Below are 25627 nucleotides of genomic sequence, written 5' to 3'. Positions count from 1 at the left end.
CTTACTGTCGCATGATGTTGGCGACGCAGAGCAATACGATCAGCGCCAGGAAGAACAGGTCCATATAGGACTTGACCTCGCCGTCGCGCCGCAGCCGGGCGACGTCAACCACGACCTGCTTGCGCACACTCGTTCCGCCAGTGCCGTCATTGAGCGGAGCCAGAAGGCGCTTGGTCTCGGCTTCCAGCTTCTCGATCTTCTGGTAAAAGTAGAACGCCCGCAGCGTCGAAGCTGCGCGCATGCCGGTATAGACCAGCACCAGGATCGCGATAATCGCCCGGTTCTGGTACTTCTCCATGAAATTCAGGCTGAAATAGACCATCGCCATGAATGCGAAGTTGGTCACGAAGCGATAGACGAAGCTTAAAAAGACCATGCGGGCTTAAGCCTTGAAGGGTGGCGCAACCGACCGTGTTGCAAATGCGGGGATCAGGAGCCCAGACCGGAACAGCCGGCCTGAATGCCATGCAGCCCCGTCTACGCCAACTTTGTTTCAGCAAAGATACTATTGCCCCGGCAATGCCGCCTTTTAGCCACGCCCGGCCATAATGCAAGCCGGAGCACGGCCGCCGGTCCGCGGGCCTGCTGGCTGCAACGGCTCCTTGGAGATTTGGCCGAAGTCCCGATAGACTGGGACCGCCACATGTGGGGTCTGCCGATGCCGAAGAAGGGAATCACCGGCCACGACGACTGGGTACTGACCGAGGCGCTGGCGACTGCGCTGGTCGCACTGGAGCAGCTCGATACCAAGCACCAGCCGAGCGCGCATATGGACGACATCCGCAAGATCCTCTCGAACGGCAAGGAGCCGGCGGCGGTGAGCCTCCATCTCGCCCAGGCCAAATGCCGGCTGTTTCCCGACCTCGATCCGCTGGAAATCTACCGGGAATACGGCATCGGCGAGGAATATGGCTGAGGGCCGTTGACGGCCGGACTTAAGGCCCGCCGGCGACCGATCCGGCGATCACCATAACCAGCGCGGCCAAGTCGATCTTGCCGTTGACGATCAGCTCCTCCGAGGCTTTCGCGTCGTCCGCCCGTTCGAGCTTTAGCAATTGCGGCCGGTTGGCCGCCTGCCGCTTCAGCTCCTCGACGATGGCTTCCGTGAGTTTCTCTTCCAGCATGGGCTTGTCCTCAGGCCGCCATCGCGCGGCAGGATTGCGCGCAGGAGCGGCACATGGCGACGCATTCGTCCATGCCACCGACCTGCACCGGTCAACCAGGGGGATGTTGTGATCGTTCCTGCCGTCGTGCCGATTGTGACGTCCAGGGAACCTCGCAAAGCTAGCCGTAACGCCTGGCGCGCACCGCCCGGTAGCGAGCATCGGTCTGCGGCTTGATGAACAAGGCGGCCACGCTTGGATGGCGTTTGCGTATCTCGGTCTCGATCGAAACGACGCATCGCTCGATATCGTCGGCGCGCTTGTCGTCCGCAAATTCGATGCTGAGGGCCGCAACGATTTCGGCCGGCGACAGCTGCACCGTCAGCAGGCCGTTGGCCCTGAGCACGCCGGGCGACCGCCTTGCGATGTCGAGGACCGATCGCGCAAGTTCCGGATCGGCGGGCTCGCCGATCAGCAGGCTCTTGCTCTCGCGCGCGAGACCGATCGACACGATCGCCAGCAATATCCCGATCATGATCGAACCGATCCCGTCCCAGACCGGCTGGCGCAGCAATACGGCCGCGGCAGTGGCCGCCGCGGCAATGGCGATGCCGACCAGCGCCGCGCTGTCCTCGAGCAGCACCATGAATGCCGGAGGATCCTTGCTGCGAACGAAAGCCTGGTAATACCCGAACCGCTGGCCGTCGGAGCTGAAGCGCCGCAGGGCAACCAGCCAGGAACCGCCTTCAAACAGGAACGACAGCCCGAGCACCACGAAGCTGACGATCGGACTTTCGATCGGCTCGGGTGCGGCGACATGCAGAATGCCCTGATACAGCGAGACACCGGCGCCCAGGGCGAAGATCAGCAGCGCAACGATGAAGCTCCAGAAATACAGCTCGCGCCCATAGCCGAGCGGATGGGATTCGTCGGGCGAGCGGCTCGCGCGCCGGTAGCCGTAGAGCAGCAGGATCTCATTGGTCGTATCGACGAGCGAATGCACCGCTTCGCTCGTCATGGCCGAACTTCCCGTCCACGCGGCGGCGCCGATCTTCGTGACCGCGACCAGGACATTGCCGAAGAGCGCCGCATAGACCGCGGTCTTCGAGGATGATTCTGTTGCCAATGTCCGATACCCCGTTCCTCATGCCAGCCGCCGCGGCAGGCTGTTGTGGATCGTGCAGGCGGCGAGCGCGGCGTGGCCGAACGCGACCGATATCTGGTGCAGGTCGGTGACGACGTCGCCGATGCCGTAGAGCCCGTCGACCGAGCTGCGCTGATGGTCGTCGACTTTCAGATGGCCGTCTGCGGTGTGTTCGGCCCCAAGCGTCATCGCGAGATGCGAGCGCACTTCCGCACCCATCACCGGGTAGACCATCTCGAATTGCGCCGTCCGGCCATCGGCGAAGACGGCTTCAACGCCGTCGTCTCGCCGCCTCAGGCGCAGGCCGGGCGCGACGACGATCTCGACACCGGCTTCATTGAGCTCCGCTGCCGCGGGCTTCCCGTCATCCTCGCCCGTTGCCAGCAGCGTCACGTCGCGCGAGTAGCCGCGCATGAAGAGCGCCTTGCCGGCGGCGCGGTGAAGCGGACCGACGATGCCGATGCGACGGTCGATCGCCTCGAAGGCGTCGCAAACGGGACAGTAGCGCAACAGCCCGTCCGCGACGGCCGCGCGCCATTCGTCGAACGGCGGATGGGCGTCGACGATGCCGCAGGCAAGGATGACGGTGGCGGCCGTATGCGCGCCGCCGTTCCAGATCGCCTGAAAACCGTGATCGTGTCGTCGCAAGCTGGTGACCTCGGCATCAACGCGCGTGACCGCGAGCTCGCCCAGTTGCGCGGACATGCGCGCGAGCAGGTCAGTGCCGGAGAGGCCGTGGACGAAGCCCGGCACATTGTGACTGCGCGGGATCAGCGCCGCCCGGCTCGCGCCTGCGTCCACGACACAGACGCGGCGCCGAAATCGCGCGAGGTAGATCGCAGCCATCAGCCCGGCCGGGCCGCCGCCGACGATCAGGCAATCATACGGCTGATCATTCGCCATCATTTGGGGTTTGGATCCGACAGGCCCGCACCGGGCTCGCGAAGCTGTCCGCTCCGCGCCAGGCGGACCGCGTTGCCGAGTGCGCGCGCGACGTTCTGCACCTCCGTCTGGAATGCCCTGTCGTCATCGAGGTCGCGGTGCGAGGTGGCGTATGGCTCCATGTAGCCGACATAGCCATCGAGCTCGGCGAAGCGGCCCGCCGAGATCAACTGCATATCGGTCAACCAATCCGACAAGGCCCGGCGCACGCCCTCGGCACCGACCGCATCGCCGTGAACGACGAGGCCGAAATGACGGCCGGCGAGATGGCGCGGATAAGGCCAGCCCTTCAGCTCCAGCGCCTTCGCCTCGGCCGCCTTCTTGCCGTGGGTCGAGGTCGGATCGGGATTGCCGCCGTCGGCGCAGACCATGCGGTCCATCATCGCCTTCAGTCCGGCGGGTACGTGATACCAGTTCACCGGCGTCACGATCAGGATGCCGTGGGCCGCGACCCACAGCGGATAGATATCGTTCATCCAGTCGTCGGTCTGCCCCAGCGAATAGTTTGGATAGCAGCTGCACGGCCAGTGGCAGAGCGGCATCGCGGTTCCGACGCAGGATTTGCAGGGATGGATCGTCTTGCCGAACTCCGAGGCCAGGCGCGACAGGTCCAGGATGTCGACGGCAAACCCAAGCTCGGCAAAGACCGGCTCGGCGAGTTCGACCAGACGCCAGGTCTTGGACATCTCGCCGGGACAGGTGTGCTCGCTGCGGGCCGAGCCGTTGATGATGAGGATGCGCGGCGTCTCGTCCGCATCGTCATGGCGTCGCTGCGCCGCCAGGATCTTCGCGCGCGCATCGAGCCAGTCGATGGCGATGTCGTAATCGGGATCGGAGAATCCCGCGCCCGCCTTTCGCGTCAGCGGGGCCTTGCGTGAATCGCTGTAGGCGTCCCAGGCCGCGCCGACGATGGCGTCGAGCTCGCGCTGGAGCGGTGCAAAGGCGGGATCGACGAACCGGCTCCTGTAGCGGCGCTCGAAGGTCTCGCGCGAGAGCTTGACGGGCGGCATCCCCTTGCGAATGTCGGCTTCCGTCATGCTGGCTCCTCGCGAGGTCGGTACAGTTCGACCAACCCGGGGCGCAGCGCGCGGTTCCTTCTCGCTTTATTGTCGTCGCTCTATTGGCGAACAACTTGCGGCGGCACATCGAACTGCGCGATGCGCTGGTCCAGCCGCCACAATTCGATGCGGTGCACCAGCACGAGCGATGCGGCCTCGCGCTTGGCCTGCTCATCATCGTCGCAGACCAGGTTGATGCATCCAAACACATGCCCGTCCGGATCGATCTGGAACGCGCGGTAGTGCTTGATGCTCCGCATCGTCACCCTCCCCGTCTCGGGTAGACAGGTTCGCTCAGCCAGTCCGTCAGGTTCGAGGTCACCTCGTTCTGCTTGGCGCGCTGAAGCAGCATGTCGCGCTCCTTGCCGGGCGGCAGGCTGCGCGCACGCTCGCGAGCGGTTTGGGCGAATGCCGCCAACCGCTCCTGGAGCGATTGGGTCTGTTTCCTGCGGTTGCGTTTCGCGGTCATTGTACTTTCACAAAGCCCTTCAGATGGAAGGATTGGGATGGGAGGAATTGGCCCCGGCGGGAGGTCGGCGCCGGGGCCAGAGTTTCGTGCCGGTTGGGGCGGCCCAGCCCGGCAGTGTTGGCAGCTTCGGCCGCAACCGCAGGTTCCGGCATTTCAATAAGTTAACGGTGCGTGATTTTGCTGGTGCGAAACGAAACGGCCGAGCAGCGACGGATGCGCGCATTCCCTTCGCGCGCCGGCACTGCCTCGAGTGCGCCGGAACCGAAATGCTGATTCGCTTATTGATGAGGGACTTGAAGGAGGATCATAATGGTGAAAGCAGCATGGAAACAACCGGGTTCACCGATCGGCCGCAAGGGCCCGCGCAAGGCAAACCCCGCGTACAAGCGGCGGGCGCGCGAACGATGGACACCTGCGGACGTGAGCAAGCTGAAGCAGCTCGCAAAAGGAAACACGCCCACGGGCGTCATGAGCATCAAGCTGCAGCGTCCGGTCGCGGCCATTCGCAGCAAGGCGCAGCGCGAAGGCATTTCGCTCAAGCCCGTCAACCGCTCGCCTTACAACAGGCGATCCAAAGCAGCGAAGCGGCGCTGAGCGAGGCACCCATCCCGGCGCAGCTAGACGTTTAGTGTCGTCGGCTCCTATTCCGACGGCGCGCGGTGCCGGAGATCCTGTCCTTCCCGGTCGTCGCGGAGGGCCTTGAGCTCCGAGCGCAACATCGCGCTTTCCATCACCACCCGGCGCACCTGGCGCGTGGCGTGATCAAGCTGGTCCGCGACCGCTCTGCGCTGCGCCCGGAGGGCGCGGCTTGCTTCGATCGCGCGCTCAGCGCGGGCAAGCAGGACGTCGTTCATGGAGCGACAATACAGGATTCGGGACGAAACTGCCTTTACGTAAGTTACGTCAATTACTCAAAACCAGCCATCCGCTCAAAAAACATTCGCGAACGCTAACCTGGATCAAGTACGACCGTTCCCCAACCGAGCAAACGCTTAGCTCCGTCGATAGAGTTGCAGATAGCTCGGCGAGAACAGCGCCGCGTCCTTGAGCGCATCGAGATCGGTGATGGTCAGCGTGCGATCGCGCAGCACGATCAGACCGGAAGCACGCAACTCCTGAACCGTGCGGTTGAGATGGACCACCGACAGGCCGGTGGCGTCCGCAAGATCCATTTGCGTCACCGGCATCACGCAGGAATTGCCCTCGACCATGCCGACAGGACGCAGCCGCTCGATGATTTCGCAGAACAGATGGGCCACGCGTTCGAAGGCCACCCGGCGGCCGAGATTGATGGCCCATTCGCGCTGGATCGCGTTGTTGACAAGCGTCTCGCACCAGAACGCTTCCGCCAGCGCGCGGTCGCTCGCCACCAGACTCTCGAACCGCGCGCGCTTGATTTCGGTGTAGACGACCGGCGTCATCGCCGCGATGGAATGATCCATCACCGACAACAGGAACGCGTGCGCGTCGCAACTTTCGCCGGGAAAGAGGAAATTGACGATCTGGCGCCGCCCGTCCTCGAGCGTCTTGTAGCGGCAGAGCCAGCCCGACAGCACGAGGCGCACGCTGTCGACCGGATCGCCCTCCGAGATCAGATCCTCGCCCGCTCCTGCGCGCTGGATTCCCTCGAGCATTGCATATTCGAGCGAGGTGCGGGCCTCCGTCGACAGCGGCCTCAGCACGTTCAGCCGGCGAATGACCGGGTCCACCTGGCTGCGATCTAGCGTCGACAAGGGCATCAGCTGGCCACCGCCGGTGTATGAAACGCCCGCTTGCTGAGGGGAATGGTGATCGTGCATTCCAATCCCTTGGGACTGAATGCCAACCTGGTCTGCCCCTTGAACTCGAACGCGAGTGTGCGCTCCAGAAGCTCGGTCCCAAATCCTTTGTGCGGCGGCGGCGCAACCGGCGGCCCACCGCGCTCCCGCCACTCGAACACCAGCTCCGCCGGGTCGGTGCCCTGCTCGAGGCGCCAGGAAATCTCGATGCGACCGGTCGGCCGGCTCAGGGCGCCGTATTTGAGTGCGTTGGTCGCGAGCTCGTGAATGGCAAGGGCAAAGGTTTCCGCTGCCTTCGACTGAAAACGCACCGGGGGACCGCTGACACGTACCTGCTCGCCCTCCCTGGCATTATAGGCCAGCATCTCCTCGACGGCGAGGTATTCGAGATCGACGCCGCCCTCGGGATCGCGGGTCACCAGCGCCTGGGTACGGGCGAAAGCGTTGAGCCGGCCGTCGAGATGAGAGGCAAACTCCTCGACCGTCGAGCTCGTATCGGCCGTGCGACGGGCGATCGAGCGCACCACGCCGAGCGTGTTGCGGACCCGATGCTGGAGCTCGGCCAGCAGCAGGCGCTGCCGCTCCTCGGCGCGGGTCATGGCGGTGATGTCAACGAAGGTGATCACGACCCCGGCGATGAAGTTTTCGATGCTGCGATAGGGCAGGATTCGCACGATGTAGCGCGTGCCGCTGTCCGGCGCCCTCAGCTCGCGCTCGGCGCTGGCAAGCGTCCGCAGCACGCTGCGAACGTCGTCATAGAGGTCCTCGATCGGGACGCGCGCCTTGATGTGCGCGATGGGCCGGCTAATGTCGGTTTCTACGAGATGCAGAATTTGCGTGATCGCCGGCGTGAAGTTCATCACGCGCAACTCGTTGTCGAGGAATACGGTCGCGATCTGCGTGCTCTCCAGGAAATTCCGGAGGTCACTGGTGGCGCGCGTCAATTCCTGGACGCGGTGAGCAAGCTCGCCGTTGACGGTGGTCAGCTCCTCGTTGACCGACTGCAATTCCTCGCGCGAGGTTTCGAGTTCTTCGTTCGCGGACTGGAGCTCCTCGTTGAGGGACTGGTATTCCTCGTTCGAGGACTTCAGCTCCTCATTGGTGCTTTCGAGCTCTTCGATGGTCGCCTGAAGGCGCTCCCGCGTCGCCCGCAGCTCGCCTTCGATACGCTCGACATGCTCGGTCTGCACCAACGCATTGGGCTTGCCTGCGCCGGCATCGATGGCGCGCACCGGGCCGTCCTTGAACAGGACGACAAAATTGCGATCGCCGCTGCCGCTCTCCTGGATCGGCTCCACCGTGATGTCGACGGGAATGTGCTGGCCGTTGGCGCCGAGCTGCACCTGTTCGGCATGGGCGGGCTCGTTGGTCTCCGCCGCGCGGCTGAGCACCGCCCGCAGGTCCAGGCGGAGATCGCGGTGGACGAGTTGGAGCAGATCGAGCGTGGCGGCGCCTGCCGTCGGCTCGATGTAGCGTCCGGTGCGCCCGGAAAAGTGCAGGACCTGAAAGTTGCTGTCGGCGATGACATAGGCGGGCGCATAGCGCTCCGCGATCCGCTGCGCGCGACGCTCCAGCCCGATATCAGGGCGGAAGGAGCGCGCCGGCGCTATCTCGAGGTTTGCCCTCCCCGCGGCGGTCGTGATCGGAAATTCCGGCGGCAGCCGGGTTCCGGTCTCGAGCTTCTTGAAGATGCGGGCGCGGCGGTCGACCGGTACGAACAGTTTTGGATGCCGCGTGACGTTCTCGGAATTGCCGAGGAACAGGAACCGATGCGGCAGAAGGGCGAAGTGGAATAACGGGATCACCCGGTTCTGCAATTCGGCATTGAGGTAGATCAGCAGGTTGCGGCAGGAGACGAGATCGAGCTTGGAGAACGGTGCGTCCTTGATCACGTTGTGCTGCGAGAAGATGCACATCTCGCGCAGCTCCTTGACCACGCAATAGGTATCGCCTTCGCGCACGAACCAGCGCGCCAGGCGCTCGCCGGTCATGTCCGCCTCGATCTTGGTGCGATAGCGGCCGACGCGCGCGGCCGCCAACGCCCGTCCGTCGATGTCGGTCGCGAAGATCTGAACCTGCGGCACGGAGTCCATTTTGGCCATGTGCTCGCGCAGGAGGATACCGATCGAATAGGCCTCCTCGCCGGTGGCGCAGCCGAGCACCCAGACGCGAACCTGCTGGCTCGCGTCCTTGCCTTCGAAGAGCTTCGGGACGATCTGGTTCTCCAGCACCTCGAATTCACGCTTGTCGCGGAAGAATTCGGTGACGCCGATCAAGAGGTCGTTGAAGAGGTGCTGCGCCTCGTCCTGGTCGTTGCGCAGGAAATCGACGTAAGCGGAAATGTCGCCGATCTGGACCACCTGCATCCGCCGCTGCACGCGACGCAGGAAGGTGTTCTGCTTGTAGCCGTGGAAATCATTGCCGGTCTTGCTGCGCAGGATGTCGGCGATGCGCGACAGCGAGGTCGCTGCAGCGGCCAGCACCTCATCGAACCCCTGCTTCTCCTCCAGCCGCCGCAGATGACGGGCATAGACCTGGATGTGCTCGGCGATGTCTTCGGCGGTCAGCACGTAGTCGGCGATCGCCGCCGGCGTATCGGCGTCCTTCAGATGATCCGCGTCGTCGCTCGCGCCTTTTTCGGCGATGGCAAGGCCGCCGTGGTCCTTCAGTGTCGCGGTACCCAACGTGCCATCGCCGCCGATGCCGGACAGGATCACGCCGATCGATTGCTCGGCGCGTTCTTCCGCCAGCGACACCAGGAAGCTGTCGATCGTCGCCCGCTCGCCGGGCGCCTGCTCGGCCGGGCGGACGCCGAAGCGACCGTCCTGGATCGTCGTGATCATCGCCGGCGGGCACAGATAAATCGTGCCACCCTCGATGGTCTGGCCGTTGCCGACGTCGGAAATCTTGCCACCGTGGGAATTTCGCACGATCTGGCGCAGCCGCGGCTCGTCGAGGGCCTCATGATGCTGGAATGCGAGCACGACGGCCTGGTCGGCGCTTACGGTCAGCCTGGAAAAGAACCGCTCGACGCTATCCAGAGCTGTCGGCGCGGCGCCCACCCCGATGATCAGCGGAGACCTGGTCTGGCGCTCTCTTTCGACCGACTGGTCGCCGATTTCATGCATGGTCTCGGTAGCTCTCATTCATTGACGGGAACCAGAGGACGCCCGCTCGCCGCAAATAGCAGAATTGATATTATCCCAACAGGTGCAAGGCGGAAACGTCACGCTGCGTTCCGTACAGCGAGCATTGGGCATTAGGCATTGAGCTTGGGTGGCCTGCCAACGCCCCCAGATCACTCCGGACCGACTTGCTGCCGAAGATAGGCGATCCGCTGCTCGATCAGGACGCGATGGCGCAGCCATTCCGTGAGGGTCTGCTTCAGCGCCTCGACCAACCGTTCCGCCTGGCCCGCGTCGTGGCCGCCGGCACTGAGCTCGCGGATGCGCGCCTCCTGATCGAGGATGCGCCGCGAACCCTCCTCGATATCCCGATCGGCCTTGATCAGATGGCGGCGCTCGGTATCGAGTTGCTCGGTCCATTCGGCGAGGGAAATGGCCATCGCGACCCTCAAGCCTCCCGCCTGCGAATGGGAGGATCGAGCGACTTTAGCACAACGCGCCGGATCATGTCGGCATATTCGCGATATTCGGCAGCGCGCGCCTGGTACATCTCGGCCACCGCCGGCCGGCCGTTGCGCCGTCCGTCGGCGGCCATGCGCTGCACCAGCTCGGCCCGCTCCTCGATGATGCGCAGTGCGACCCGCAGGGCTTCATCCACTTGCCCCTCCTGCTCTTTTGCGAGGACGTCGGCGGCGAAGGCGTGACCGACCTGGCAACGGAAGCGCATCGGGTGCGATTCCTTCATCTCGGACAGGACGCCCCCGCAGGCCGGACAGGTCAGCGCAACCGGATCGGCCATCGAGACGAGACGGTCACTGCCGATCCGTTCGCCGGCCGCGATCTCGACCTCGAGCCGGATCTCCGGCGGGATCGGCAGTGCGGCGCCGGCAGCCTCCCTGGCGAGATCAGACAGCACGTCGCCCATTCCGGCGCCGGGAACGCAAAGATCGATGATGGTCGCCTCGAGGGCGCTCCTTGGCATTTCATCGGCGATGGCATCCGAGGGGTCCTGAACCACCGAAATCCCGCCGCAACGCTTGATGGCGTTGAGACCGGCCGAACCGTCGGACAACAGGCCGCTGAGCAGCACACCGATCACACGCGGGCCGTAGTTGATGGCGGCCGAGCGAAACAAGGCATCGATGGCCGGCCGGACCATGTTCTCGCGCGGGCCGCGCCCGAGGAATACGCGATCCTCGGACAGCAGCAGATGGTGGTCCGGTGCGGCCAGATAAACCCGGCCTGGCTCGATCTTCATGCCGTTTTCGGCCTGCCGGACCGGGAGCGGACCGGCGCTGCTGGCCACCGTCGAGAGAATGCCGATGCCCTGCGCCGGGATGTGCAGCACGATGAACACCGCCGCGGGCAGATCCGGCGGCAGCCGGCCCAGGATCTGCTTCAGCGGCGCGGTCGCGCCGGCCGAGCCACCTATGACGATGATGTCGCGGTTGCTCATGGAACCCACTATCGGTTGTATTCGTTTGTACCAAGGCGGGTCACCGCCCTATGTTCCTATGAACCGGCAACGAAGGGGTGGAAGGCACCATGGCGATGTCGCCTCGATCGTCAGGTCCAGAGTCGGCGCTCAGCGGGCGACGCATCTTCATTGTCGAGGACGAATATTTTCTCGCCGACGACATTGGCAGAGCATGTCGCGCGCTCGGCGCAGACATCGCGGGCCCGGTGGGCGATCTCAACGACGCACTCCGTATCCTGCACGACGGCAGTGTTCTGGATGCCGCCGTGCTCGACGTGAACATCCGCAGCGAAATGATCTTTCCGGTCGCGCGCGAACTGAAGGCACGGAACGTCCCCTTCCTCTTCACGACCGGATACGACAAGGTCACGATCAGTCCGGAATTCCACGACGTGCCGATCCTGGAGAAACCGATCGATATGCCTGCGATGGCACAGAGGCTGGCGGCGCTGATCGCCGATCCGCACGGCCGAGCCTGACGGCGATCAGAACAGATGCGCGAAAGCGAGCCAGGCGGTCACCGCCAGACACAGAAGCACCGCAGCATAGGGCAACGCGATCCGCAAATCAGCAGCCCTCCCGGTCATCAACCCATCATCATCCAGACGATCGCCGCCATCATGACGAGAAAACCCGTGATTGCCGTTGCGACAAAGGCCTGTTCGACGCGATCCATCGGCATCACAGCCCCCTTTTTCCAGCCGAACCAGTCTGACGGCGCGGGGAGCTTTGCGCATTAGGCTATGTGAATCGGCGTCCTCCTTATCGGTCCGCGCCGCACTGGTTAGCTTAGATTGCGACGGTATCGTTCTACGACTTCGCCGTGCCCGGCTCCGCCATCTTCCGATGCTGCTTGGCCAGCATCTCGTTCGGCGTGACGTTGGCGATCGTGGTCTGGATCTTGTTCTTCATTCCGGTCACGATGTCGGACTCCCCGCGCAACATGGCGTCGAAGCCGGCCTTCGCCACGTCGTAGGCACTGTCCTTCGGCTCGGTGCCGACCTTGGTATCCATCATGTCGGCGCGGCGGAAGAACTCCGTTTCCGTGGCGCCAGGCATCAGGCAGGTGACGGTGACGCCGCTGTCGCGCAACTCCTCGCGGAGCGCGAATGAGAATGAATCAAGAAACGCCTTGCTGGCGTTGTAGACCGCCTGAAAACTGCCCGGCGTGAATCCCGCGATCGAGCCCGTGATCAGGATGCGCCCCGAATTGCGGCGAAGCATCGCGTTGCCGGCGCGATGGATCAGATACAGCGTGCCGGTGATGTTGGTGTCGACGAGGTGCTTGATCCTGGCAAAATCCTGGTCGAGAAAGGCCTTGCCAAGACCAACGCCGGCATTGGCCAGCAGCGCGTCGATCGGCCGGTCGCCGACCGCGGCGCAGAGCTTGTCGACGCCTTCGGTGGTGGCGAGATCGGCCTGCACCGGTTCGACGCTGCTGCCGAGCCTGCGCAGATCGACGGCCACCCTCTCGATCTCGGGCTCGTCCGCCGCAATGACAAGGTTGAAACCTGCTTGGGCACAGCATCTGGCGAGTTCCAGCCCGATGCCGGTGGAGGCGCCGGTGACGACGGCGAGTTGATTGGCGGGCATGAGCGTATCCTTCGCTAATCCTCGAGGGGGATTGATGACGCTCCAATCACCGCAATGCGCGCTCGTTCCTATCGGGGACGCACGCTGGTGCGGCGCAAAGATTTTGCACTGTGCAATAGCAACCATCGTTCGTTGTTCGACTTGGTTGCCTCGTAGCTCGGGAGAAAAGAGATGAAGGCGCTGGTTTGGCACGGCAAGGAAGACATACGCTGCGACACCGTTACCGATCCGGAAATTCAGGACGCGCGGGATGCCATCATCAAAGTCACGAGCTGCGCCATCTGCGGCTCGGACCTGCACCTCTTTCACAATTACATTCCGGGCATGCTGCCCGGGGACATCATGGGCCACGAGGCCATGGGCGAAGTGGTCGAGGTCGGCTCGGGCGTCGACGGCAAGCTGAAGAAGGGCGACCGCATCGTCGTGCCCTTCACAATCATTTGCGGCGAATGCGACCAGTGCAAGCGTGGCAATTTCTCGGTTTGCGAAACCACCAATCGCAAGAGTCATCTCGCTGAAAAAGCGTTTGGTCATTCGGGCGCCGGCCTGTTCGGCTATACGCACCTGACCGGCGGCTATCCCGGCGGCCAGGCCGAATATTTGCGCGTGCCGTTCGCTGACGCCACGCACATCAAGGTGCCCGCGGGCATTCCCGACGAGCAGTTGCTGTTTCTCAGCGACATCTTCCCGACCGGCTGGCAGGCCGCCGTGCAATGCGACATCGAGCCGACCGACACGGTCGCGATCTGGGGCTGCGGTCCCGTGGGGCAGATGGCGATCCGCAGCGCCATCCTGCTCGGCGCCAACCAGGTGATCGCGATCGATTGCCTGCCCGAACGGCTCAGCATGGCCGAAGCCGGCGGCGCCACCACCATCAACTTCGAAAAAGAAAGCGTCCTGGAGCGGCTCGAGGAGCTCACCGACGGCAGAGGCCCCGAAAAATGTATCGATTGCGTCGGGATGGAGTCGCATGTGATGGCTACCCTGCCCGACACGCTGCTCGACCGCGCCAAGCAGATGGTCATGGTGGAGAGCGACCGGCCCCATGTGCTGCGCGAGATGATCTATGTCTGCCGGCCCGGCGGCATCATTTCGGTGGCAGGCGTGTACAGCGGATTCTCCGACATGCTGCCGATGGGCGCCTTCATGAACAAGGGCCTGACGATGCGCACCGGCCAGACCCACGTCAACCGCTGGACCGACGACCTGCTCCATCGCATCGAGGAAGGTCAGATCGATCCGTCCTTCGTCATCACCCACACCGTCCCGCTTAGCCAAGGCCCCGAGATGTACCAGGTGTTTCGCGACAAGCGCGACTCCTGCGTCAAGGTCGTGCTGAAGCCCTGAGGAGCAAGACCCATGTTTCATTTCTCCAACATCGTTCGCACCAAGGGCGACCCGAAAATCGTCGAGGGCGGCCCGAGCCTGAAGCGGCCCGAAGACCAGCTCGCCCGTGCGCTCGGCTGGTTCAGCATCGGTCTCGGCGTCGTGGAATTCTTCGCGCCGCGGCGCGTCACGGAAACGCTGGGCATGGAGGGCCATGAGACGCTGGTCCGCACCTTCGGCCTGCGCGAGATCCTGGCCGGGGTCATGACGCTCTCGGTCGAGAAGAACGCCGGCCTGTGGGCCCGCGTCGGCGGCGACGGCCTCGATGCCGCCGCGCTGCTCTCGGGGCTGACCGCGGACAATCCCAAAAAGGGCAATATCGCGCTGGCGCTGCTGATGGTCGGCGGCATCGCGATGCTCGATTACCGCGCCGCGCAGGACACCAAGCCGCAGCGGCCGCAGCGCGACGCACCGCGCAAGCTGTATCCGAACCGCAGCGGCTTTCCCAAGGGCATCGAGAGCGCCCGAACCGCGGCCAAGCAGATCGCAGCGCACGCCGCGACGGAACGGACCTGAGAACGCGCGACGAGGTGATGCAAGACAATGAGCGAAGCGTCCCGTAACGAAGGTGCGTGGTGGGAATCCGCCGTCATCTACGAAATCGCACTGATCTCGTTCCAGGACTCGGACGGCGACGGCAAGGGTGATCTCGCCGGCCTGACATCCCGCATCGACTATCTGAAATGGCTCGGCGTCGACGCGGTGTGGCTGACGCCGGTCTACAAGAGCCCGTTTCGCGACCTCGGCTACGACATCTCCGACTACTGCTCGATCGATCCTGCGTTCGGCAGCCTCGAGGCGTTCGACCGCCTGCTCAAGGCCCTGCACGCGGCGGATATCCGCGTGATCCTCGATCTCGTGCCCAATCATACCGCGAACGATCACGCATGGTTCATCGAGAGCAGCAGCTCACGGAACAGCGCGAAGGCCGATTGGTACATCTGGGCCGACGCAGCCGAGAACGGCGGCCCGCCCAACAACTGGCTGAGCCGCTTCGGCGGCAGCGGCTGGGAATGGTGCGAGGCGCGGCGGCAATATTACTATCACTCCTTTCTGGTCGAGCAGCCCGATCTGAACTGGCGCAACCCGCAACTGCGCGCCGCGATCGCCGACGTCATGCGCTTCTGGCTCGATCGCGGCGTCGACGGCTTTCGCGTCGATGCCAGCGCGGTCCTGATCAAGGACGCGCTGCTGCGCGACAATCCGCATAACCCGCAAGCGAAAGGCAAGCCGCCGCCGCAGCGCCAAACGCCCGTCTTTACCGACGACCGGCCGGAGACGATGGATTGCATCGAATTCATTCGCGAGGTGATCGACGGCTATCCAGGGCGGATGTTGTGCGGTGAAGTCCAAGGCAAGACCGACCGCATCGGCCACTTCTACGGCAACGACCGACCGCGCCTGCATCTGCCCCTCAATTTCGCACTGCTGGACTCGCAATGGGACGCGCTGTCCCTGCAAGCAACGATCGACGCGTATTTCAACGCCATCCCGGATCATGCATGGCCGGTCTGGGTGATCGGTGGTCACGACAAGCAACGGATCGCGAGCCAAATCGGCGAGCCGCAAATGCGCGTGCTGGCGATGCTGCTGATGACGCTGCGGGGAACGCCCTTCTTCTTCATGGGCGACGAGATCGGCCGCAAGCGCGTTCCCATTCCGCCCGACCGCGTCCACGATCCCTTCGAGAAGCTCGTGCCGGGGTATGGCCTTTGCCGCGATCCCGAACGCGCGCCGATGCGATGGGATGACAGCAGCAACGGCGGCTTTACAACCGGCGATCCATGGCTGCCGCTCGAGCCGCGCGACGGCGCGGCCAACGTGGCCGCGCAGCAGCGCGACCCACGTTCGATCCTGGCGCTGTTTCGCGCGCTGATGCGACTGCGGCGCGAGCGCGCGTGCCTGCGCCACGGCGGCTACGAGCCCCTACGCGCGCAGAACGACGTTCTTGCCTACAGGCGGACGGATGGCGGCAAGGAAATTCTGGTCGCGCTCAACATTGCCGCCGAGCCGCGGAAATTGCATTGGCAAGGTCGCGGCCGCCTGCTGATGTCGACGCATCTCGACCTGCCGTCCGAGCCGCTGCCGGACGCCTCCATCCTGCTCCGCGGCAATGAAGGCGTGATCATCGAACTCGAGCCACGGTGACGGCCGAGGAACCATCCGCGCGTCAGAGAGTCTCATCAACGCCTCCGACGTCCCCCCTGCCGGAGGCTGAATAGACGAAACCGCAGCCCCGGCGCTCACCCCCTTCAAGCGCCGGGGTGGCGGCGTGAGCCAGGAGGCGGATCATGAGCAAGACCAAGGGCCTCGGTCAGCGGATCGCCGGCAAGGCGAAACAGGCCGTCGGCGAGATCGTCGGCGATCAGAATCTCCATGAGGAAGGCAAGGAGCAAGCGGAGCGCGGCCGGGACGAACAGAGCAAGCCGAGCGAGCTCAATCCGTTGAAGAAACTCAATCAGCTGACGTGAACGCTGCCGCGCCGTCAGCCATTTCCAAGTCAATTCGCACCGGTGATGAAGGCGCCTCACGGCGACGCTCGCGCTGGGTCGCCGCTGCCGAACTCGGCCTGATCAGCAGCACCTTCTCGACCATCGTCAGCCAGCTCTTCGCCGCGCGCATCGGACGCGATGCCGCGGTCGACTGGATGACGGTCGCCGCCATTCCCGCGCGCGATTGGGCGATTAGCGCAGAGCCGTCGTGGAGCGCGATCCTTGCCGGGATCGCCTTCCACCAATGGGCGGACTTCTCCTGGGCGCTGGTGTTCTTCGGTGTGCTCGGGCGCTGGACCGCTGACCTGCGGCCGCTCACGATCCTGCTGCTCGCGCTGCCCTGGGCCGTGTTCTCGTCAAGCATGGAATGGTTCGTGCTGGTGCCCCTGTTTCCGTTTTGGCAACCGCTGTTCACGCTGCAGCAGCCCTACTGGATCGGCCTGCTCGTCCACGGCTCCTCGGCCGTGATGTACCCCCTGTTTGCCCGGCTGCGCTGGACGGGGGGAGCAGCACCCGCGCGCGACGTTCGCTTCACCAATGCCTGGATCACCGGCGCGCTGGCTTTGATCGCACTGCTCGGCGCGGCTGCCTTGTTCGGCAGCCATGGTTACGAGCCGCAGTGGGCGGGCCGCGACAGGGACGCGGACCAGACTTACATCCGTCACATGACTGCGCATCACGCCCAGGGCATCGCGCTGGCGCGGATCGCCGCGGAGCGCGCGCAGGACCCGCATCTGCGAAAGCTGGCGATGCTGATGGTCGCAAGCCAGACCGGCGAGAACCGGATTTTCGAGACGTGGTGGCTGAGCTGGTTCGACACCGAGATACCCGATTGCAGCTCGGACGAACGTGCCGCCATGCCGGGCTTCCTGACACAGGCCGAGATGCGGCAGGTCAAGGCCGCGCCGGCGAACCAATTCGACACGGTTTTCGTCGAAACGATGAGCAAGCATCACGCAGGCGCAGTCAAGATGGCCAACCAGATGTGGCATAGCGGCGGCGATCTGCGCCTGCGTGTGATGGCCCACGCCATCCGCCATGAGCAACAGGGCGAGATCGCGCTGATGCACGGCGCCAGCGGCATTGCCGCCGTCGCCGCCGCCTTCCGCAACATGCTCGGCGACAATGTCAATTGAGCGGGTCGTGCCCTACTCGCGCCAGAACTCCGCCAATTCCTCGGCGGTCATCAGATCGACCTGGCCGTGAAAGCGGGTGCGATACATCGTCATCAGCGCATCATGGCCGACGTCGGACGAGCTGCACAGCGCATCCTCGACGATGACGACCCTGAAGCCGAGATCGACGGCGCTCAGGACCGTCGAGAGCACGCAGACGTCCGTCTCCGCCCCGGTGATGACGACCGTGCCGACGTTCTTGTCGATCAGCAGGCTCGCGAGGCCAGGATTGCTGAACGCGGAGTAGGCCGGCTTGTCGATGACGGCAGCCGGCGGAACGAAGCGGCTCAGAGCCGGCACGAGTTCGAGGCCGGATGGCGGCAGATGTTTGCGGGTCGCTTCGCGCCAGCGACGAAAATAGCGCTGCCACTGTCCGGGACGATCTTCCGGATCTTCCGGCGTGATGAATCGCGTGAAGATCGTTCTGGCCTGATGGCGCGAAACGATCGAGGCGATCGTCGGCAACACTCGCGCCATCCATGGCGTCTCCCAAAGGCCACCCGGAGCGAAGATGTTCTGCATGTCGATGCACAAGTGAACGGCGTCGCTGATGTCGGTCACGTCCGACGCGCTGTCTCTCATCGTCCTTCACTCCTGTGGGCGTGATCGACGGCGTTCACGACGCCGAGATCGGAGCCTCTCCGGCCTCGACGATCTCTGGAAGGATGTCCTTGAACAGACGCACCGGAATGGATTTTGCCGCAGGGACCTTGCTGCCCTCCGCGTAATGCCAGAGCGGAATGAGCACGTTGCACTCCGGATAATAAGCCGCAATGCTCCTGCGCGGGATGCCATAGGGGACGATTTGGAGTTCGCTCAGGCTGCGTTCGACACCGTCGCCCGCCTCCGTCACCAGCGTGACGGTATCTCCTGCTTTCAACCCGTCTCCCTCCATGTCGGCGGGATTCATGAACACGACGTAGCGGCCGCCCTCGATGCCGCGAAAGCGATCGCCTTCGGCGTAGATCGTCGTATTGAACTGCCCGTCCGCGCGCAGTGTCATCAGCTCATAGACGCCGTCGGTCTCGCGCGGCGGCGCGAAGGCCGACTTCGGAACGGTGAAGTTGGCCTTGCCGTTCGGGGTCTTCCACTTCCGCTCGCGCGCCGCGAGTGGCCGCGCAAAACCGCCGGGTTCGAACATGCGCGCATTGAAGTCCTTGAACTGGTCGGGATAGGTGCGCTCGATGGCGTCCCGAACCCGCGAATAGTCGGCGACCCAGGCGTCCCAATCGATCTTGGGGTTGGGCTTCAACGTTGCCTTTGCCAGGGCGGCGACGATCGCCGGCTCCGACAGGAGATGGTCGGCCACCGGCTTGCGCTGGCCGCGCGATCCGTGAATGCAGGTGGTGGAATCCTCCATCGACACCGCTTGTGCGCCGCTGGCCTGCCGGTCGATCTCGATCCGGCCGAGGCACGGCAGCAGATAAGTGCCCTCGCCCGGCACGAGGTGGGTCCGGTTGAGCTTGGTCGCGATCTGCACCGACAGGCGCAGGCCGGACCAGGCGGGCTCCATCAGGGACCGCTCCGGAACGGCGCGCAGGAAATTGCCGCCGAGGCCGACGAAGCCGCGAACGTCGCCTTTCAGAATACCCTGGCAGGCGTCGACGGTGGACAGTCCCTCCCACCGCGGCGGCTCGAAACCGTAAAGCTCCGCAAGCTTGTCGAGCGGCACCAGCTTGGTCTTCTCGGAGATGCCGACGGTGCGCTGGCCCTGCACGTTGGAGTGGCCCCGAATCGGCAAAATGCCCGCGCCCGGCTTGCCGATATTGCCGCGAAGCAGCAGCAGGTTGACGATCATCTTGTTCGTCTCGACGCCGTGCTTGTGCTGGGTGATGCCCATGCCGTAATTGGCGATCACAGCCTTGGCTTCCATATAGGTGTTCGCGGCTTCGCGCAGCGCACCGCGCGAAAGCCCCGAGGCCCGTTCGATCTCGTCCCAATCCTGTGTACGGCAGAATGCGGCGAACTCCTCGAAGCCGGCCGTGTGCTGCTGGATGAATTCGACATCCACCACGCGCGCAGCTTCATTCTTGCGCGCGAGGTCGTCCGCCTCGATCACCCATTTGCAAATCCCGACGATCGCCGCAGCATCACCGCCGACCCGCACCTGATAATATTGCGAGCTGATGCGCGTGCCGCCGGCGATCATCTGGACCGGATTTTGCGGATTGACGAAACGCTCCAGGCCGCGCTCGCGCAGCGGATTGAAAGATATGATCGGCACGCCGCGCTGCGCCGCCTCCTGGAGCGGATGCAGCATGCGCGGCGCATTGGTGGTCGTGTTGTGGCCGAAGAAGAAGATGCAACCGGTAGTCTCGAAATCCTCCAGCAGAACGGTCCCGACCGGAACTCCGATCACCTCCGGCAGCGCCACCGACGTGGTTTCGTGGCACATGTTCGAGCTGTCGGGGAAATTGTTGGTGCCGTACATGCGGCCGAATAATTGGTACATGTAGCTGGTTTCGAGCGAGGCACGTCCAGACGTGTACATCACGACCGAACGGGGATCGAGCCGGTTCAGCTCGGCGCCGATAGCCGCAAAGGCCTCCTCCCAGTCGACCGGCAGATATTTGTCGCTTGCCCTGTCGTAACGCATCGGCGTCGTCAGGCGCCCCTGCTCCTCCAACTGATGATCGGACCAAGTTCGTAGTTCAGCCAGCGTATGTTGCGCAAAGAACTCCGGTGTCACGGTCTTGCGCGTAATCTCCCAGGCGGTCGCCTTGGCGCCGTTTTCGCAGAACTCGAACGGACGCGGCTTGGCCGGCTTGGCCCAGGAGCAGCTCACGCACATGAATCCGTCCGGCTTGTTCTGCTTGAGCAGGATCTCGCTGCCGAGAATGGCGACCTCTTCCTGTGTCAGGATACTGGCAACGGCTTTGAGCGAGCCCCAGCCGCCTGCCGGCGCATCATAGTTCTCGACCTTTGCCTTTTGCCGCATGGCGTTTCCTTCAATCGCAAGCCCTGCACGCAAAACCCGAGATGGGATGGCAAGTTCCAAGCGTTCGGAACCTTGCTCCGGTTCGTGCGTCGATGAATCGACGTAGGACGAACACCCATGCACGGCTCTCGATCCGGCGCACACGATCGCGCATCCATGCCCACGGCATCCGTGAGAATGCCCCGGCTGACGTCGAGCGGAACGCGGGATGAGCGGATGCTGGCGGAGGAATGTCCCGTGGCACTCGTCTACGACGGAACGACCGTCGCCGTTGTGATGGCAACTCCCGCCGATCTGACCGATCTTGCTGTGGGATTCAGCCTGACCGAAGGGATCATCGGGGACATCGGCGAGATCGAGGAGCTCACGGTCGTTCCCGGTCGCGACGGCATCGAACTGCGGCTATGGCTGCGAACGAACGCCGGGCGCCGCCTGAAGGAGCGCCGGCGACATCTGGTCGGGCCGACGGGTTGCGGCCTGTGCGGCATCGACAGCTTGCGGGAAGCCGGGCGGATCGTTCAGTGCGTCGAGCAGCCAGCGAACCTCACGGCGGAGCAGATCAGCACGGCCGTCGCAACCCTCAGCGAGTCACAGATCCTCAACTACAAGACACGCGCCGCTCACGCCGCGGGTTTTTTCGAGCCAGTCGGCAAGACCATGACGGTGCGCGAGGACGTGGGGCGCCACAACGCCCTCGACAAGCTTGCCGGCGCTCTCGCGACGGAAGGAGCATCCGGCCGCGCTGGCGCCGTCATTCTCACCAGCCGGATTTCGGTCGAGATGGTGCAAAAAACCGCCGCGATCGGCGCCGGCGTCGTCGTTGCCATGTCTGCACCGACCGCGCTCGCAGTCCGAACGGCCGAAGCCAGCGGGATCACGCTTGTCGGCATAGCGCGGGGCGACGAATTCGAGATCTTCAGCCATCCGGCGAGGGTGTTTAAGCCCGCCGCCACGCAGATCGAGCCGGAGTCTCGACCGCAGGCAAACTAAGGGAACCCGGACGTGAGGGCATAGCGAACTTCGCTAGGCAACTTCATGCCCGATCGCGCCGAGGGAGCGAACCCTCGGCCGCGAGATCGAACATCGAAGACTTGGGGAGGCCCCGTTCCAGGGTCCGCAGCGCGAACAGGGCGGGCACCGAAAATCGCGAAACAATCTTTCGCGTGTCTGTTTGCTTGGTGCGCTCGGAGGGACTCGAACCCCCACGATTTTACTCACTGCCACCTCAAGGCAGCGCGTCTACCAATTCCGCCACGAGCGCTTTGGGAATGCCGGCTTGAGGCTTGAAGGCCAACCGGATCAACGGCGCCGATCTAACAAATCCGTCAGAGGGGTACAAGCCTCCAAAGGCCCTGAATTCCACAAGCTTGGCAGGAAAGTTCCGGCTCCTTGCGCCGGGATCGGCCTTTTCCGCCTGCCCGGCCGCTACTGCGTGCCCAGGCCGCGACGCGTGCCCGGGCCGCGACGCCTGCCCGGGCCGCTACCGTGTGCCCGGGACACGTGGCAGCATCTGCTTGACCTCGACCGCGATGCGGTTGCGGTCGACCAGCACGACCCCGGAGGCGACCGGCAAATTATTGGCCAGAACCTTGACCTCGTCGGCCTCGGTTGCGTCCAGCTCGATGATGGCGCCGCGGGAAAGACGCAATACCTGATGGATCGGCATGGTCGTCGTCCCGAGGACGACCATGAGGTCCACGGTGACTTTGTCGAGAGTAGGCACTTCAGCACCACCGCAACTTGGGACTAGGACTAGGGACTGGTATTTGCTCCTGGGATCATCACCTGGTTATGGTTAGCCAATGGTTAATTCGCCCCAACACCCCCGCCAAGAGCTCGATTTGACGCCGTTTTCCGCTTCCACCGGCGAGCCGGTGGAATGGCGGATTTCGGACGCGCCGGTGCCCTATCCGGAGGCGGTCGCCGAAATGGAGGCGCGCGTCGCGGCGATCGCGGCCGGTGCAGCCCCGGAGCTGGTCTGGCTGCTGGAGCACCCCCCGCTCTACACGTCCGGCACCTCGGGCAAGACCACCGACCTGCTCGATGCCCGATTCCCGACCTTTGCCACCGGGCGCGGCGGCCAGCTCACCTATCACGGGCCCGGCCAGCGCGTGGCCTATGTCATGCTTGACCTGAAGCGCCGCCGGCCGGATGTCCGAGCCTATGTCGCGAGCTTGGAGGAGCTGATTCTGCGAACGCTCGCCGCCTTCAACATCCGTGGCGAGCGGCGCGAGGACCGGGTCGGCGTCTGGGTCAAGCGGCCCGACAAGGGACCCGAGCACGAGGACAAGATCGCCGCGATCGGCGTCCGGCTGAAGCGCTGGGTCTCGTTTCACGGCATTGCCATCAATGTCGAGCCGGAGCTGTCACATTTCGCCGGCATCGTGCCCTGCGGCGTCGCCGATCCCCGCTACGGCGTCACCTCGCTGGTCGATCTCGGCCAGCTCCTGACGATGAGCGATGTCGACGTGGCGCTTCGGCAAGCCTTCGAGGAGCTGTTCGGGCCGACCCAGGCGCTGATGCCGGAAGCAGCGGCCTAACTTCGGTCTCCCTCATTCTCGGCAAACCCGGAATCAGCTACCCTCGATTCCGGTGTCGCCTACGCCTCCCTCCTCCGCCGGGAAAGCAGATGTCATGCCGGGCGAATTGATCATCGGACCGACTGTTCGAGCGCCAAGGCATAAGGAGGGGTTGCGCTTCAGCTTGCAATGGGAGGTTTTTGCGATGAGACTGTCTGCACCCATTTATCATCTGAAACGAAAAGCGAAGCGCTTGTCCCACGAGGTGGGCATCCCGCTGCACGATGCGCTCGACCGCGTCGCTGCGACGCAAGGCTTTTCCGCATGGAGCCTGCTCGCGGCGAAAGCGGCCACAGCGACGCCGGCCAACCGGCTTTTCCCGCAATTCCAACCGGGTGACCTGGTGCTGGTGGGCGCGCGTCCCGGCCAGGGCAAGACCCTGATGAGCCTCGGGCTTGCCGTAGAGGCGATGCGGTCGGGCCACCGCGCCGCGTTCTTCTCGCTCGAATACACCGAGAAAGACGTTCTGGATCGCTTTCGGGCGATCGGCGTGGATCTGGCGGAGTTCGAAAAACTCTTCGAGGTCGATTGCTCCGACGCCATCAGTGCCGACTACGTCGTCAAGCAGATGGCCGCAGCACCGCGCGGCACGGTCGTGGTGATCGACTATCTGCAGCTGCTGGACCAGCGGCGGGAAAATCCCGACCTCACCGTTCAGGTGCGCGCGTTGAAATCATTCGCGCACGACAAGGGATTGATCGTCGTCTTCATCTCGCAGATCGACCGTTCCTATGATTCCTCGCTCAAACCCTGCCCTGACCTGGACGATGTCAGGCTGCCGAACCCGCTCGACCTGAAGCTGTTCGACAAGACCTGTTTCCTGAACAAGGACGAAGTTCAGTTTCGCATAGCGAGCTGACGATCCCTGGCAACGGTTCAGGCCGCGGGTGCGGTTATTCACCCGCGGCCTCCCTCCTCACGCCTTCTCCGGCGAAACCTCGAGCTTGCCGGCGATGTAGCGCCGCTCCTGGGTCAGGCCGCCAAAGCCATAGGCGTCGCCCTTGACCTCGTCGACATGCAGATAGGTCTCGTGATGCAGCGGGCCCAGGATCCCGGCCATGCGCTGGAACATCGCGGCGAGATAGGCGGCCTTCTCGTCCTTGGTGTTGGTGCCTTCGCTGACGTGAATGTCGATCCAGTAGCTCGCGAGCTTTTGCTCTGCGAGCGACTTGCCGCCAGCGAACCAGTCGCTCGCCTCCACCGACTTCACGATAATGGCCGTGACCTCAGGGTCCTTGTGCAGGATTTTTGCGGTGAGCTCGGATACGGCGCTCGCGATGTCGGCCTTCAGCGGCGGCGACTGGCGCGGGGTGGTGTAGGACACGGTGATCAGCGGCATGGTCGTTCTCCTCGGATGTCGCGCAGATGTTGCGCGGCGTTGGTGAGAAGCTAGACCCGCCCTCGACATCTTGGTATCTTATCTCTGTTGATACCAGTGATAAGAAATCGTAATGATAGCAACGCTCGACATCGCCACCGTCCAGGCCTTCCTGCTGGTCGCCGACCTCCAGAGTTTCACGCGGACCGCCGAAGCGCTCGGCACGACCCAGGCGGCTGTCAGCCTCAAGCTGCAACGGCTGGAGACGCTGCTGGGAAAACGTCTCGTCGAGCGCTCGCCGCGCGCGGTCCGGCTCACGGCAGACGGCGCGACGTTCCTGGAGCGCGCCCGCGCGCTGATCGCGGCGCATGACCGCGCGCTATCGGGCGAGGCCTCGGTCGCGCAGTCGCTCTCGCTCGGCATCTCCGACCATGCTGCGGGGCCGGAGCTGGTACCCCTGCTCGAACGCCTGCATGCGATGTCGTCGAACCTCACGCTTGCCGTCATCATCGGCTTCTCGCGCGAGATGCAGGAGGCCTATGATGCGGGCCGACTGGATGCGGTGATCGTGCGCCAGGAAGGCAGCCGGCGCGGCGGAGAGACGCTGGCCGAGGACGAATTCGGCTGGTTCGCGTCACGACGCTTCACCGTGCCAAAGGGGCAGCCTTTGCCGCTCGCGACGCTCGCCCCGCCCTGCGGCGTCCGCGCCATCGCTGTGCGCGCGCTCGACAAGGCCGGCCTGAAATGGCGTGAGCGCTTCGTCGGCGGCGGCGTCACCGCCGTGGTTGCAGCCGCGCTCGCCGGACTTGCAATCGCGCCGCTGGCGCGACGGATCGCGCCGGCAGGCCTGGTCGACGTCGGCCCCGCCCACAAGCTGCCGAAACTCGGCAGCTCAAAGGTGATGCTCCATTCGAAGGTCAGCGATCCCGCAAAGCTGGCGGCGCTGCGTGCGGTGGCGGCGACGTTCCGTAGCGTGGCGGCGGTCTGACGCGCACGGCTTTCCGGCTCGAATGCGGGCGAGCGTCTGCTGGCTTGCGTCCTGCATACGGA

29 protein-coding genes and 1 tRNA gene are annotated in these 25627 nt (G+C 64.3%); 12 read left to right on the top strand and 18 right to left on the bottom strand.

The window, feature by feature from the left end:
• Nucleotide 1: 1 nt before the first annotated feature.
• Entirely contained in the window at nucleotides 2–376 is a 375-nt protein-coding gene (locus IVB07_RS16585; protein ID WP_247362522.1) for a hypothetical protein, read from the bottom strand.
• Between the two features lie 282 nt (nucleotides 377–658).
• Here IVB07_RS16585 and IVB07_RS16580 point away from each other — a divergent pair, with 282 nt between their 5' ends.
• Complete coding sequence (locus tag IVB07_RS16580; RefSeq protein WP_231190834.1) at nucleotides 659–916, top strand: hypothetical protein; 258 nt, start codon at nucleotides 659–661, stop codon at nucleotides 914–916.
• Nucleotides 917–935: 19 nt separating this feature from the next.
• Here IVB07_RS16580 and IVB07_RS16575 read toward each other — a convergent pair whose 3' ends face one another.
• The 6 genes from IVB07_RS16575 to IVB07_RS16550 all read right to left on the bottom strand — a co-directional run bounded on the left by IVB07_RS16575 (nucleotide 936) and on the right by IVB07_RS16550 (nucleotide 4716).
• Complete coding sequence (locus tag IVB07_RS16575) at nucleotides 936–1124, bottom strand: hypothetical protein (protein WP_204511411.1); 189 nt, start codon at nucleotides 1122–1124, stop codon at nucleotides 936–938.
• Nucleotides 1125–1284: 160 nt separating this feature from the next.
• Entirely contained in the window at nucleotides 1285–2229 is a 945-nt protein-coding gene (locus tag IVB07_RS16570; protein WP_247362521.1) for a cation diffusion facilitator family transporter, read from the bottom strand.
• A gap of 18 nt (nucleotides 2230–2247) precedes the next feature.
• Nucleotides 2248–3153 (bottom strand): NAD(P)/FAD-dependent oxidoreductase, encoded by a 906-nt coding sequence (locus IVB07_RS16565; RefSeq protein WP_247336174.1) that lies wholly within the window; start codon nucleotides 3151–3153, stop codon nucleotides 2248–2250.
• Nucleotides 3150–4226 (bottom strand): flavodoxin family protein, encoded by a 1077-nt coding sequence (locus IVB07_RS16560; RefSeq protein WP_247362518.1) that lies wholly within the window; start codon nucleotides 4224–4226, stop codon nucleotides 3150–3152. Before IVB07_RS16560 ends, IVB07_RS16565 begins: the two co-directional genes overlap by 4 nt.
• A gap of 80 nt (nucleotides 4227–4306) precedes the next feature.
• On the bottom strand, nucleotides 4307–4507 hold the full coding sequence (locus tag IVB07_RS16555) for a hypothetical protein (RefSeq protein ID WP_204511415.1): 201 nt from the start codon (nucleotides 4505–4507) through the stop codon (nucleotides 4307–4309).
• A gap of 2 nt (nucleotides 4508–4509) precedes the next feature.
• Nucleotides 4510–4716, bottom strand: a complete 207-nt coding sequence (locus IVB07_RS16550; protein ID WP_018455208.1) for a hypothetical protein — start codon at nucleotides 4714–4716, stop codon at nucleotides 4510–4512.
• Between the two features lie 309 nt (nucleotides 4717–5025).
• Here IVB07_RS16550 and IVB07_RS16545 point away from each other — a divergent pair, with 309 nt between their 5' ends.
• Nucleotides 5026–5310, top strand: a complete 285-nt coding sequence (locus IVB07_RS16545) for a hypothetical protein (protein WP_018455209.1) — start codon at nucleotides 5026–5028, stop codon at nucleotides 5308–5310.
• A 47-nt stretch (nucleotides 5311–5357) separates the two neighbouring features.
• Here the strand turns inward: IVB07_RS16545 and IVB07_RS16540 are convergent, their stop codons facing one another.
• From IVB07_RS16540 to IVB07_RS16520, 5 genes are all read right to left on the bottom strand, one after another.
• Nucleotides 5358–5570 carry a hypothetical protein gene (locus tag IVB07_RS16540; protein WP_018455210.1) on the bottom strand — a complete coding sequence of 71 codons (213 nt, stop codon included), beginning with the start codon at nucleotides 5568–5570 and terminating at the stop codon, nucleotides 5358–5360.
• A gap of 138 nt (nucleotides 5571–5708) precedes the next feature.
• Nucleotides 5709–6455, bottom strand: coding sequence for a Crp/Fnr family transcriptional regulator (locus IVB07_RS16535; protein ID WP_018455211.1), 747 nt, complete (start codon nucleotides 6453–6455; stop codon nucleotides 5709–5711).
• Complete coding sequence (locus IVB07_RS16530) at nucleotides 6455–9622, bottom strand: CheR family methyltransferase (protein WP_247767752.1); 3168 nt, start codon at nucleotides 9620–9622, stop codon at nucleotides 6455–6457. Before IVB07_RS16530 ends, IVB07_RS16535 begins: the two co-directional genes overlap by 1 nt.
• 170 nt (nucleotides 9623–9792) lie before the next feature.
• Nucleotides 9793–10059: a hypothetical protein gene (locus IVB07_RS16525; RefSeq protein WP_018455213.1), complete on the bottom strand. Its 267-nt coding sequence runs from the start codon at nucleotides 10057–10059 to the stop codon at nucleotides 9793–9795.
• Nucleotides 10060–10067: 8 nt separating this feature from the next.
• Nucleotides 10068–11075 carry a chemotaxis protein CheB gene (locus tag IVB07_RS16520; RefSeq protein ID WP_247362515.1) on the bottom strand — a complete coding sequence of 336 codons (1008 nt, stop codon included), beginning with the start codon at nucleotides 11073–11075 and terminating at the stop codon, nucleotides 10068–10070.
• 89 nt (nucleotides 11076–11164) lie between these two features.
• On the opposite strand from IVB07_RS16520, the gene IVB07_RS16515 reads away from it, so the two are divergent.
• On the top strand, nucleotides 11165–11575 hold the full coding sequence (locus IVB07_RS16515) for a response regulator (protein WP_083926391.1): 411 nt from the start codon (nucleotides 11165–11167) through the stop codon (nucleotides 11573–11575).
• Between the two features lie 331 nt (nucleotides 11576–11906).
• Here IVB07_RS16515 and IVB07_RS16510 read toward each other — a convergent pair whose 3' ends face one another.
• Entirely contained in the window at nucleotides 11907–12689 is a 783-nt protein-coding gene (locus tag IVB07_RS16510) for an SDR family NAD(P)-dependent oxidoreductase (protein ID WP_085351353.1), read from the bottom strand.
• A gap of 171 nt (nucleotides 12690–12860) precedes the next feature.
• Here IVB07_RS16510 and IVB07_RS16505 point away from each other — a divergent pair, with 171 nt between their 5' ends.
• From IVB07_RS16505 to IVB07_RS16485, 5 genes are all read left to right on the top strand, one after another.
• Nucleotides 12861–14036 carry a zinc-dependent alcohol dehydrogenase gene (locus tag IVB07_RS16505; RefSeq protein WP_247362513.1) on the top strand — a complete coding sequence of 392 codons (1176 nt, stop codon included), beginning with the start codon at nucleotides 12861–12863 and terminating at the stop codon, nucleotides 14034–14036.
• A 12-nt stretch (nucleotides 14037–14048) separates the two neighbouring features.
• Nucleotides 14049–14591, top strand: coding sequence for a hypothetical protein (locus IVB07_RS16500; RefSeq protein ID WP_247767751.1), 543 nt, complete (start codon nucleotides 14049–14051; stop codon nucleotides 14589–14591).
• A 27-nt stretch (nucleotides 14592–14618) separates the two neighbouring features.
• On the top strand, nucleotides 14619–16223 hold the full coding sequence (locus IVB07_RS16495; protein ID WP_085351351.1) for an alpha-amylase family glycosyl hydrolase: 1605 nt from the start codon (nucleotides 14619–14621) through the stop codon (nucleotides 16221–16223).
• Between the two features lie 143 nt (nucleotides 16224–16366).
• On the top strand, nucleotides 16367–16546 hold the full coding sequence (locus IVB07_RS16490) for a CsbD family protein (RefSeq protein ID WP_085351350.1): 180 nt from the start codon (nucleotides 16367–16369) through the stop codon (nucleotides 16544–16546).
• A complete protein-coding gene (locus IVB07_RS16485; RefSeq protein WP_247362511.1) occupies nucleotides 16543–17703 on the top strand; it encodes a DUF305 domain-containing protein in 1161 nt (386 codons plus the stop codon). Before IVB07_RS16490 ends, IVB07_RS16485 begins: the two co-directional genes overlap by 4 nt.
• A 12-nt stretch (nucleotides 17704–17715) precedes the next feature.
• Here IVB07_RS16485 and IVB07_RS16480 read toward each other — a convergent pair whose 3' ends face one another.
• Entirely contained in the window at nucleotides 17716–18324 is a 609-nt protein-coding gene (locus IVB07_RS16480) for an isochorismatase family cysteine hydrolase (RefSeq protein WP_018455224.1), read from the bottom strand.
• Nucleotides 18325–18358: 34 nt separating this feature from the next.
• Nucleotides 18359–20680 carry an FdhF/YdeP family oxidoreductase gene (locus IVB07_RS16475; RefSeq protein WP_247767750.1) on the bottom strand — a complete coding sequence of 774 codons (2322 nt, stop codon included), beginning with the start codon at nucleotides 20678–20680 and terminating at the stop codon, nucleotides 18359–18361.
• A 117-nt stretch (nucleotides 20681–20797) separates the two neighbouring features.
• On the opposite strand from IVB07_RS16475, the gene fdhD reads away from it, so the two are divergent.
• The gene (gene fdhD, locus IVB07_RS16470; protein ID WP_083926388.1) at nucleotides 20798–21670 is read left to right on the top strand and encodes a formate dehydrogenase accessory sulfurtransferase FdhD; all 873 of its coding nucleotides are present in this window, start codon (nucleotides 20798–20800) and stop codon (nucleotides 21668–21670) included.
• A 186-nt stretch (nucleotides 21671–21856) separates the two neighbouring features.
• On the opposite strand, the gene IVB07_RS16465 is transcribed toward fdhD, so the two are convergent.
• Both IVB07_RS16465 and IVB07_RS16460 read right to left on the bottom strand, forming a co-directional pair.
• A tRNA-Leu gene (locus tag IVB07_RS16465) sits at nucleotides 21857–21941 on the bottom strand.
• Between the two features lie 219 nt (nucleotides 21942–22160).
• Nucleotides 22161–22403, bottom strand: a complete 243-nt coding sequence (locus IVB07_RS16460) for a FliM/FliN family flagellar motor switch protein (protein WP_085351347.1) — start codon at nucleotides 22401–22403, stop codon at nucleotides 22161–22163.
• Nucleotides 22404–22482: 79 nt separating this feature from the next.
• Between IVB07_RS16460 and lipB the strand changes: the two genes are divergently transcribed.
• Nucleotides 22483–23220 carry a lipoyl(octanoyl) transferase LipB gene (gene lipB / locus IVB07_RS16455; RefSeq protein WP_026232907.1) on the top strand — a complete coding sequence of 246 codons (738 nt, stop codon included), beginning with the start codon at nucleotides 22483–22485 and terminating at the stop codon, nucleotides 23218–23220.
• 184 nt (nucleotides 23221–23404) lie between these two features.
• Nucleotides 23405–24118, top strand: a complete 714-nt coding sequence (locus IVB07_RS16450) for a DNA helicase (RefSeq protein ID WP_018455229.1) — start codon at nucleotides 23405–23407, stop codon at nucleotides 24116–24118.
• A 57-nt stretch (nucleotides 24119–24175) separates the two neighbouring features.
• Here the strand turns inward: IVB07_RS16450 and IVB07_RS16445 are convergent, their stop codons facing one another.
• Nucleotides 24176–24598 (bottom strand): 4-oxalocrotonate tautomerase family protein, encoded by a 423-nt coding sequence (locus IVB07_RS16445; RefSeq protein ID WP_018455230.1) that lies wholly within the window; start codon nucleotides 24596–24598, stop codon nucleotides 24176–24178.
• A 112-nt stretch (nucleotides 24599–24710) separates the two neighbouring features.
• Here IVB07_RS16445 and IVB07_RS16440 point away from each other — a divergent pair, with 112 nt between their 5' ends.
• Nucleotides 24711–25565: a LysR substrate-binding domain-containing protein gene (locus IVB07_RS16440; RefSeq protein WP_247336146.1), complete on the top strand. Its 855-nt coding sequence runs from the start codon at nucleotides 24711–24713 to the stop codon at nucleotides 25563–25565.
• Nucleotides 25566–25627 lie beyond the last annotated feature (62 nt).

This window comes from Bradyrhizobium sp. 172 (genome assembly GCF_023101065.1).
GTDB classification, from domain to species: Bacteria; Pseudomonadota; Alphaproteobacteria; order Rhizobiales; family Xanthobacteraceae; genus Bradyrhizobium; species Bradyrhizobium canariense_D.
Note: the sequence above shows the minus strand (reverse complement) of the source record. Positions and strands in the feature narration are given on the sequence as shown.

What these genes read in the sequence shown, in the direction of transcription:
- IVB07_RS16445 (WP_018455230.1), bottom strand. Translation starts at nt 24,598, where the DNA reads ATGCCGCTGATCACCGTGTCCTACACCACCCCGCGCCAGTCGCCGCCG.
- IVB07_RS16510 (WP_085351353.1), bottom strand. Translation starts at nt 12,689, where the DNA reads ATGCCCGCCAATCAACTCGCCGTCGTCACCGGCGCCTCCACCGGCATC.
- IVB07_RS16530 (WP_247767752.1), bottom strand. Translation starts at nt 9,622, where the DNA reads ATGCATGAAATCGGCGACCAGTCGGTCGAAAGAGAGCGCCAGACCAGG.
- IVB07_RS16490 (WP_085351350.1), top strand. Translation starts at nt 16,367, where the DNA reads ATGAGCAAGACCAAGGGCCTCGGTCAGCGGATCGCCGGCAAGGCGAAA.
- fdhD (WP_083926388.1), top strand. Translation starts at nt 20,798, where the DNA reads ATGCACGGCTCTCGATCCGGCGCACACGATCGCGCATCCATGCCCACG.
- IVB07_RS16520 (WP_247362515.1), bottom strand. Translation starts at nt 11,075, where the DNA reads ATGAGCAACCGCGACATCATCGTCATAGGTGGCTCGGCCGGCGCGACC.
- IVB07_RS16500 (WP_247767751.1), top strand. Translation starts at nt 14,049, where the DNA reads ATGTTTCATTTCTCCAACATCGTTCGCACCAAGGGCGACCCGAAAATC.
- lipB (WP_026232907.1), top strand. Translation starts at nt 22,483, where the DNA reads ATGGTTAATTCGCCCCAACACCCCCGCCAAGAGCTCGATTTGACGCCG.
- IVB07_RS16565 (WP_247336174.1), bottom strand. Translation starts at nt 3,153, where the DNA reads ATGATGGCGAATGATCAGCCGTATGATTGCCTGATCGTCGGCGGCGGC.
- IVB07_RS16555 (WP_204511415.1), bottom strand. Translation starts at nt 4,507, where the DNA reads ATGCGGAGCATCAAGCACTACCGCGCGTTCCAGATCGATCCGGACGGG.
- IVB07_RS16440 (WP_247336146.1), top strand. Translation starts at nt 24,711, where the DNA reads ATGATAGCAACGCTCGACATCGCCACCGTCCAGGCCTTCCTGCTGGTC.
- IVB07_RS16480 (WP_018455224.1), bottom strand. Translation starts at nt 18,324, where the DNA reads ATGAGAGACAGCGCGTCGGACGTGACCGACATCAGCGACGCCGTTCAC.
- IVB07_RS16495 (WP_085351351.1), top strand. Translation starts at nt 14,619, where the DNA reads ATGAGCGAAGCGTCCCGTAACGAAGGTGCGTGGTGGGAATCCGCCGTC.
- IVB07_RS16505 (WP_247362513.1), top strand. Translation starts at nt 12,861, where the DNA reads ATGAAGGCGCTGGTTTGGCACGGCAAGGAAGACATACGCTGCGACACC.
- IVB07_RS16550 (WP_018455208.1), bottom strand. Translation starts at nt 4,716, where the DNA reads ATGACCGCGAAACGCAACCGCAGGAAACAGACCCAATCGCTCCAGGAG.
- IVB07_RS16560 (WP_247362518.1), bottom strand. Translation starts at nt 4,226, where the DNA reads ATGACGGAAGCCGACATTCGCAAGGGGATGCCGCCCGTCAAGCTCTCG.
- IVB07_RS16475 (WP_247767750.1), bottom strand. Translation starts at nt 20,680, where the DNA reads ATGCGGCAAAAGGCAAAGGTCGAGAACTATGATGCGCCGGCAGGCGGC.
- IVB07_RS16540 (WP_018455210.1), bottom strand. Translation starts at nt 5,570, where the DNA reads ATGAACGACGTCCTGCTTGCCCGCGCTGAGCGCGCGATCGAAGCAAGC.
- IVB07_RS16535 (WP_018455211.1), bottom strand. Translation starts at nt 6,455, where the DNA reads ATGCCCTTGTCGACGCTAGATCGCAGCCAGGTGGACCCGGTCATTCGC.
- IVB07_RS16585 (WP_247362522.1), bottom strand. Translation starts at nt 376, where the DNA reads ATGGTCTTTTTAAGCTTCGTCTATCGCTTCGTGACCAACTTCGCATTC.
- IVB07_RS16545 (WP_018455209.1), top strand. Translation starts at nt 5,026, where the DNA reads ATGGTGAAAGCAGCATGGAAACAACCGGGTTCACCGATCGGCCGCAAG.
- IVB07_RS16515 (WP_083926391.1), top strand. Translation starts at nt 11,165, where the DNA reads ATGGCGATGTCGCCTCGATCGTCAGGTCCAGAGTCGGCGCTCAGCGGG.
- IVB07_RS16575 (WP_204511411.1), bottom strand. Translation starts at nt 1,124, where the DNA reads ATGCTGGAAGAGAAACTCACGGAAGCCATCGTCGAGGAGCTGAAGCGG.
- IVB07_RS16525 (WP_018455213.1), bottom strand. Translation starts at nt 10,059, where the DNA reads ATGGCCATTTCCCTCGCCGAATGGACCGAGCAACTCGATACCGAGCGC.
- IVB07_RS16580 (WP_231190834.1), top strand. Translation starts at nt 659, where the DNA reads ATGCCGAAGAAGGGAATCACCGGCCACGACGACTGGGTACTGACCGAG.
- IVB07_RS16450 (WP_018455229.1), top strand. Translation starts at nt 23,405, where the DNA reads ATGAGACTGTCTGCACCCATTTATCATCTGAAACGAAAAGCGAAGCGC.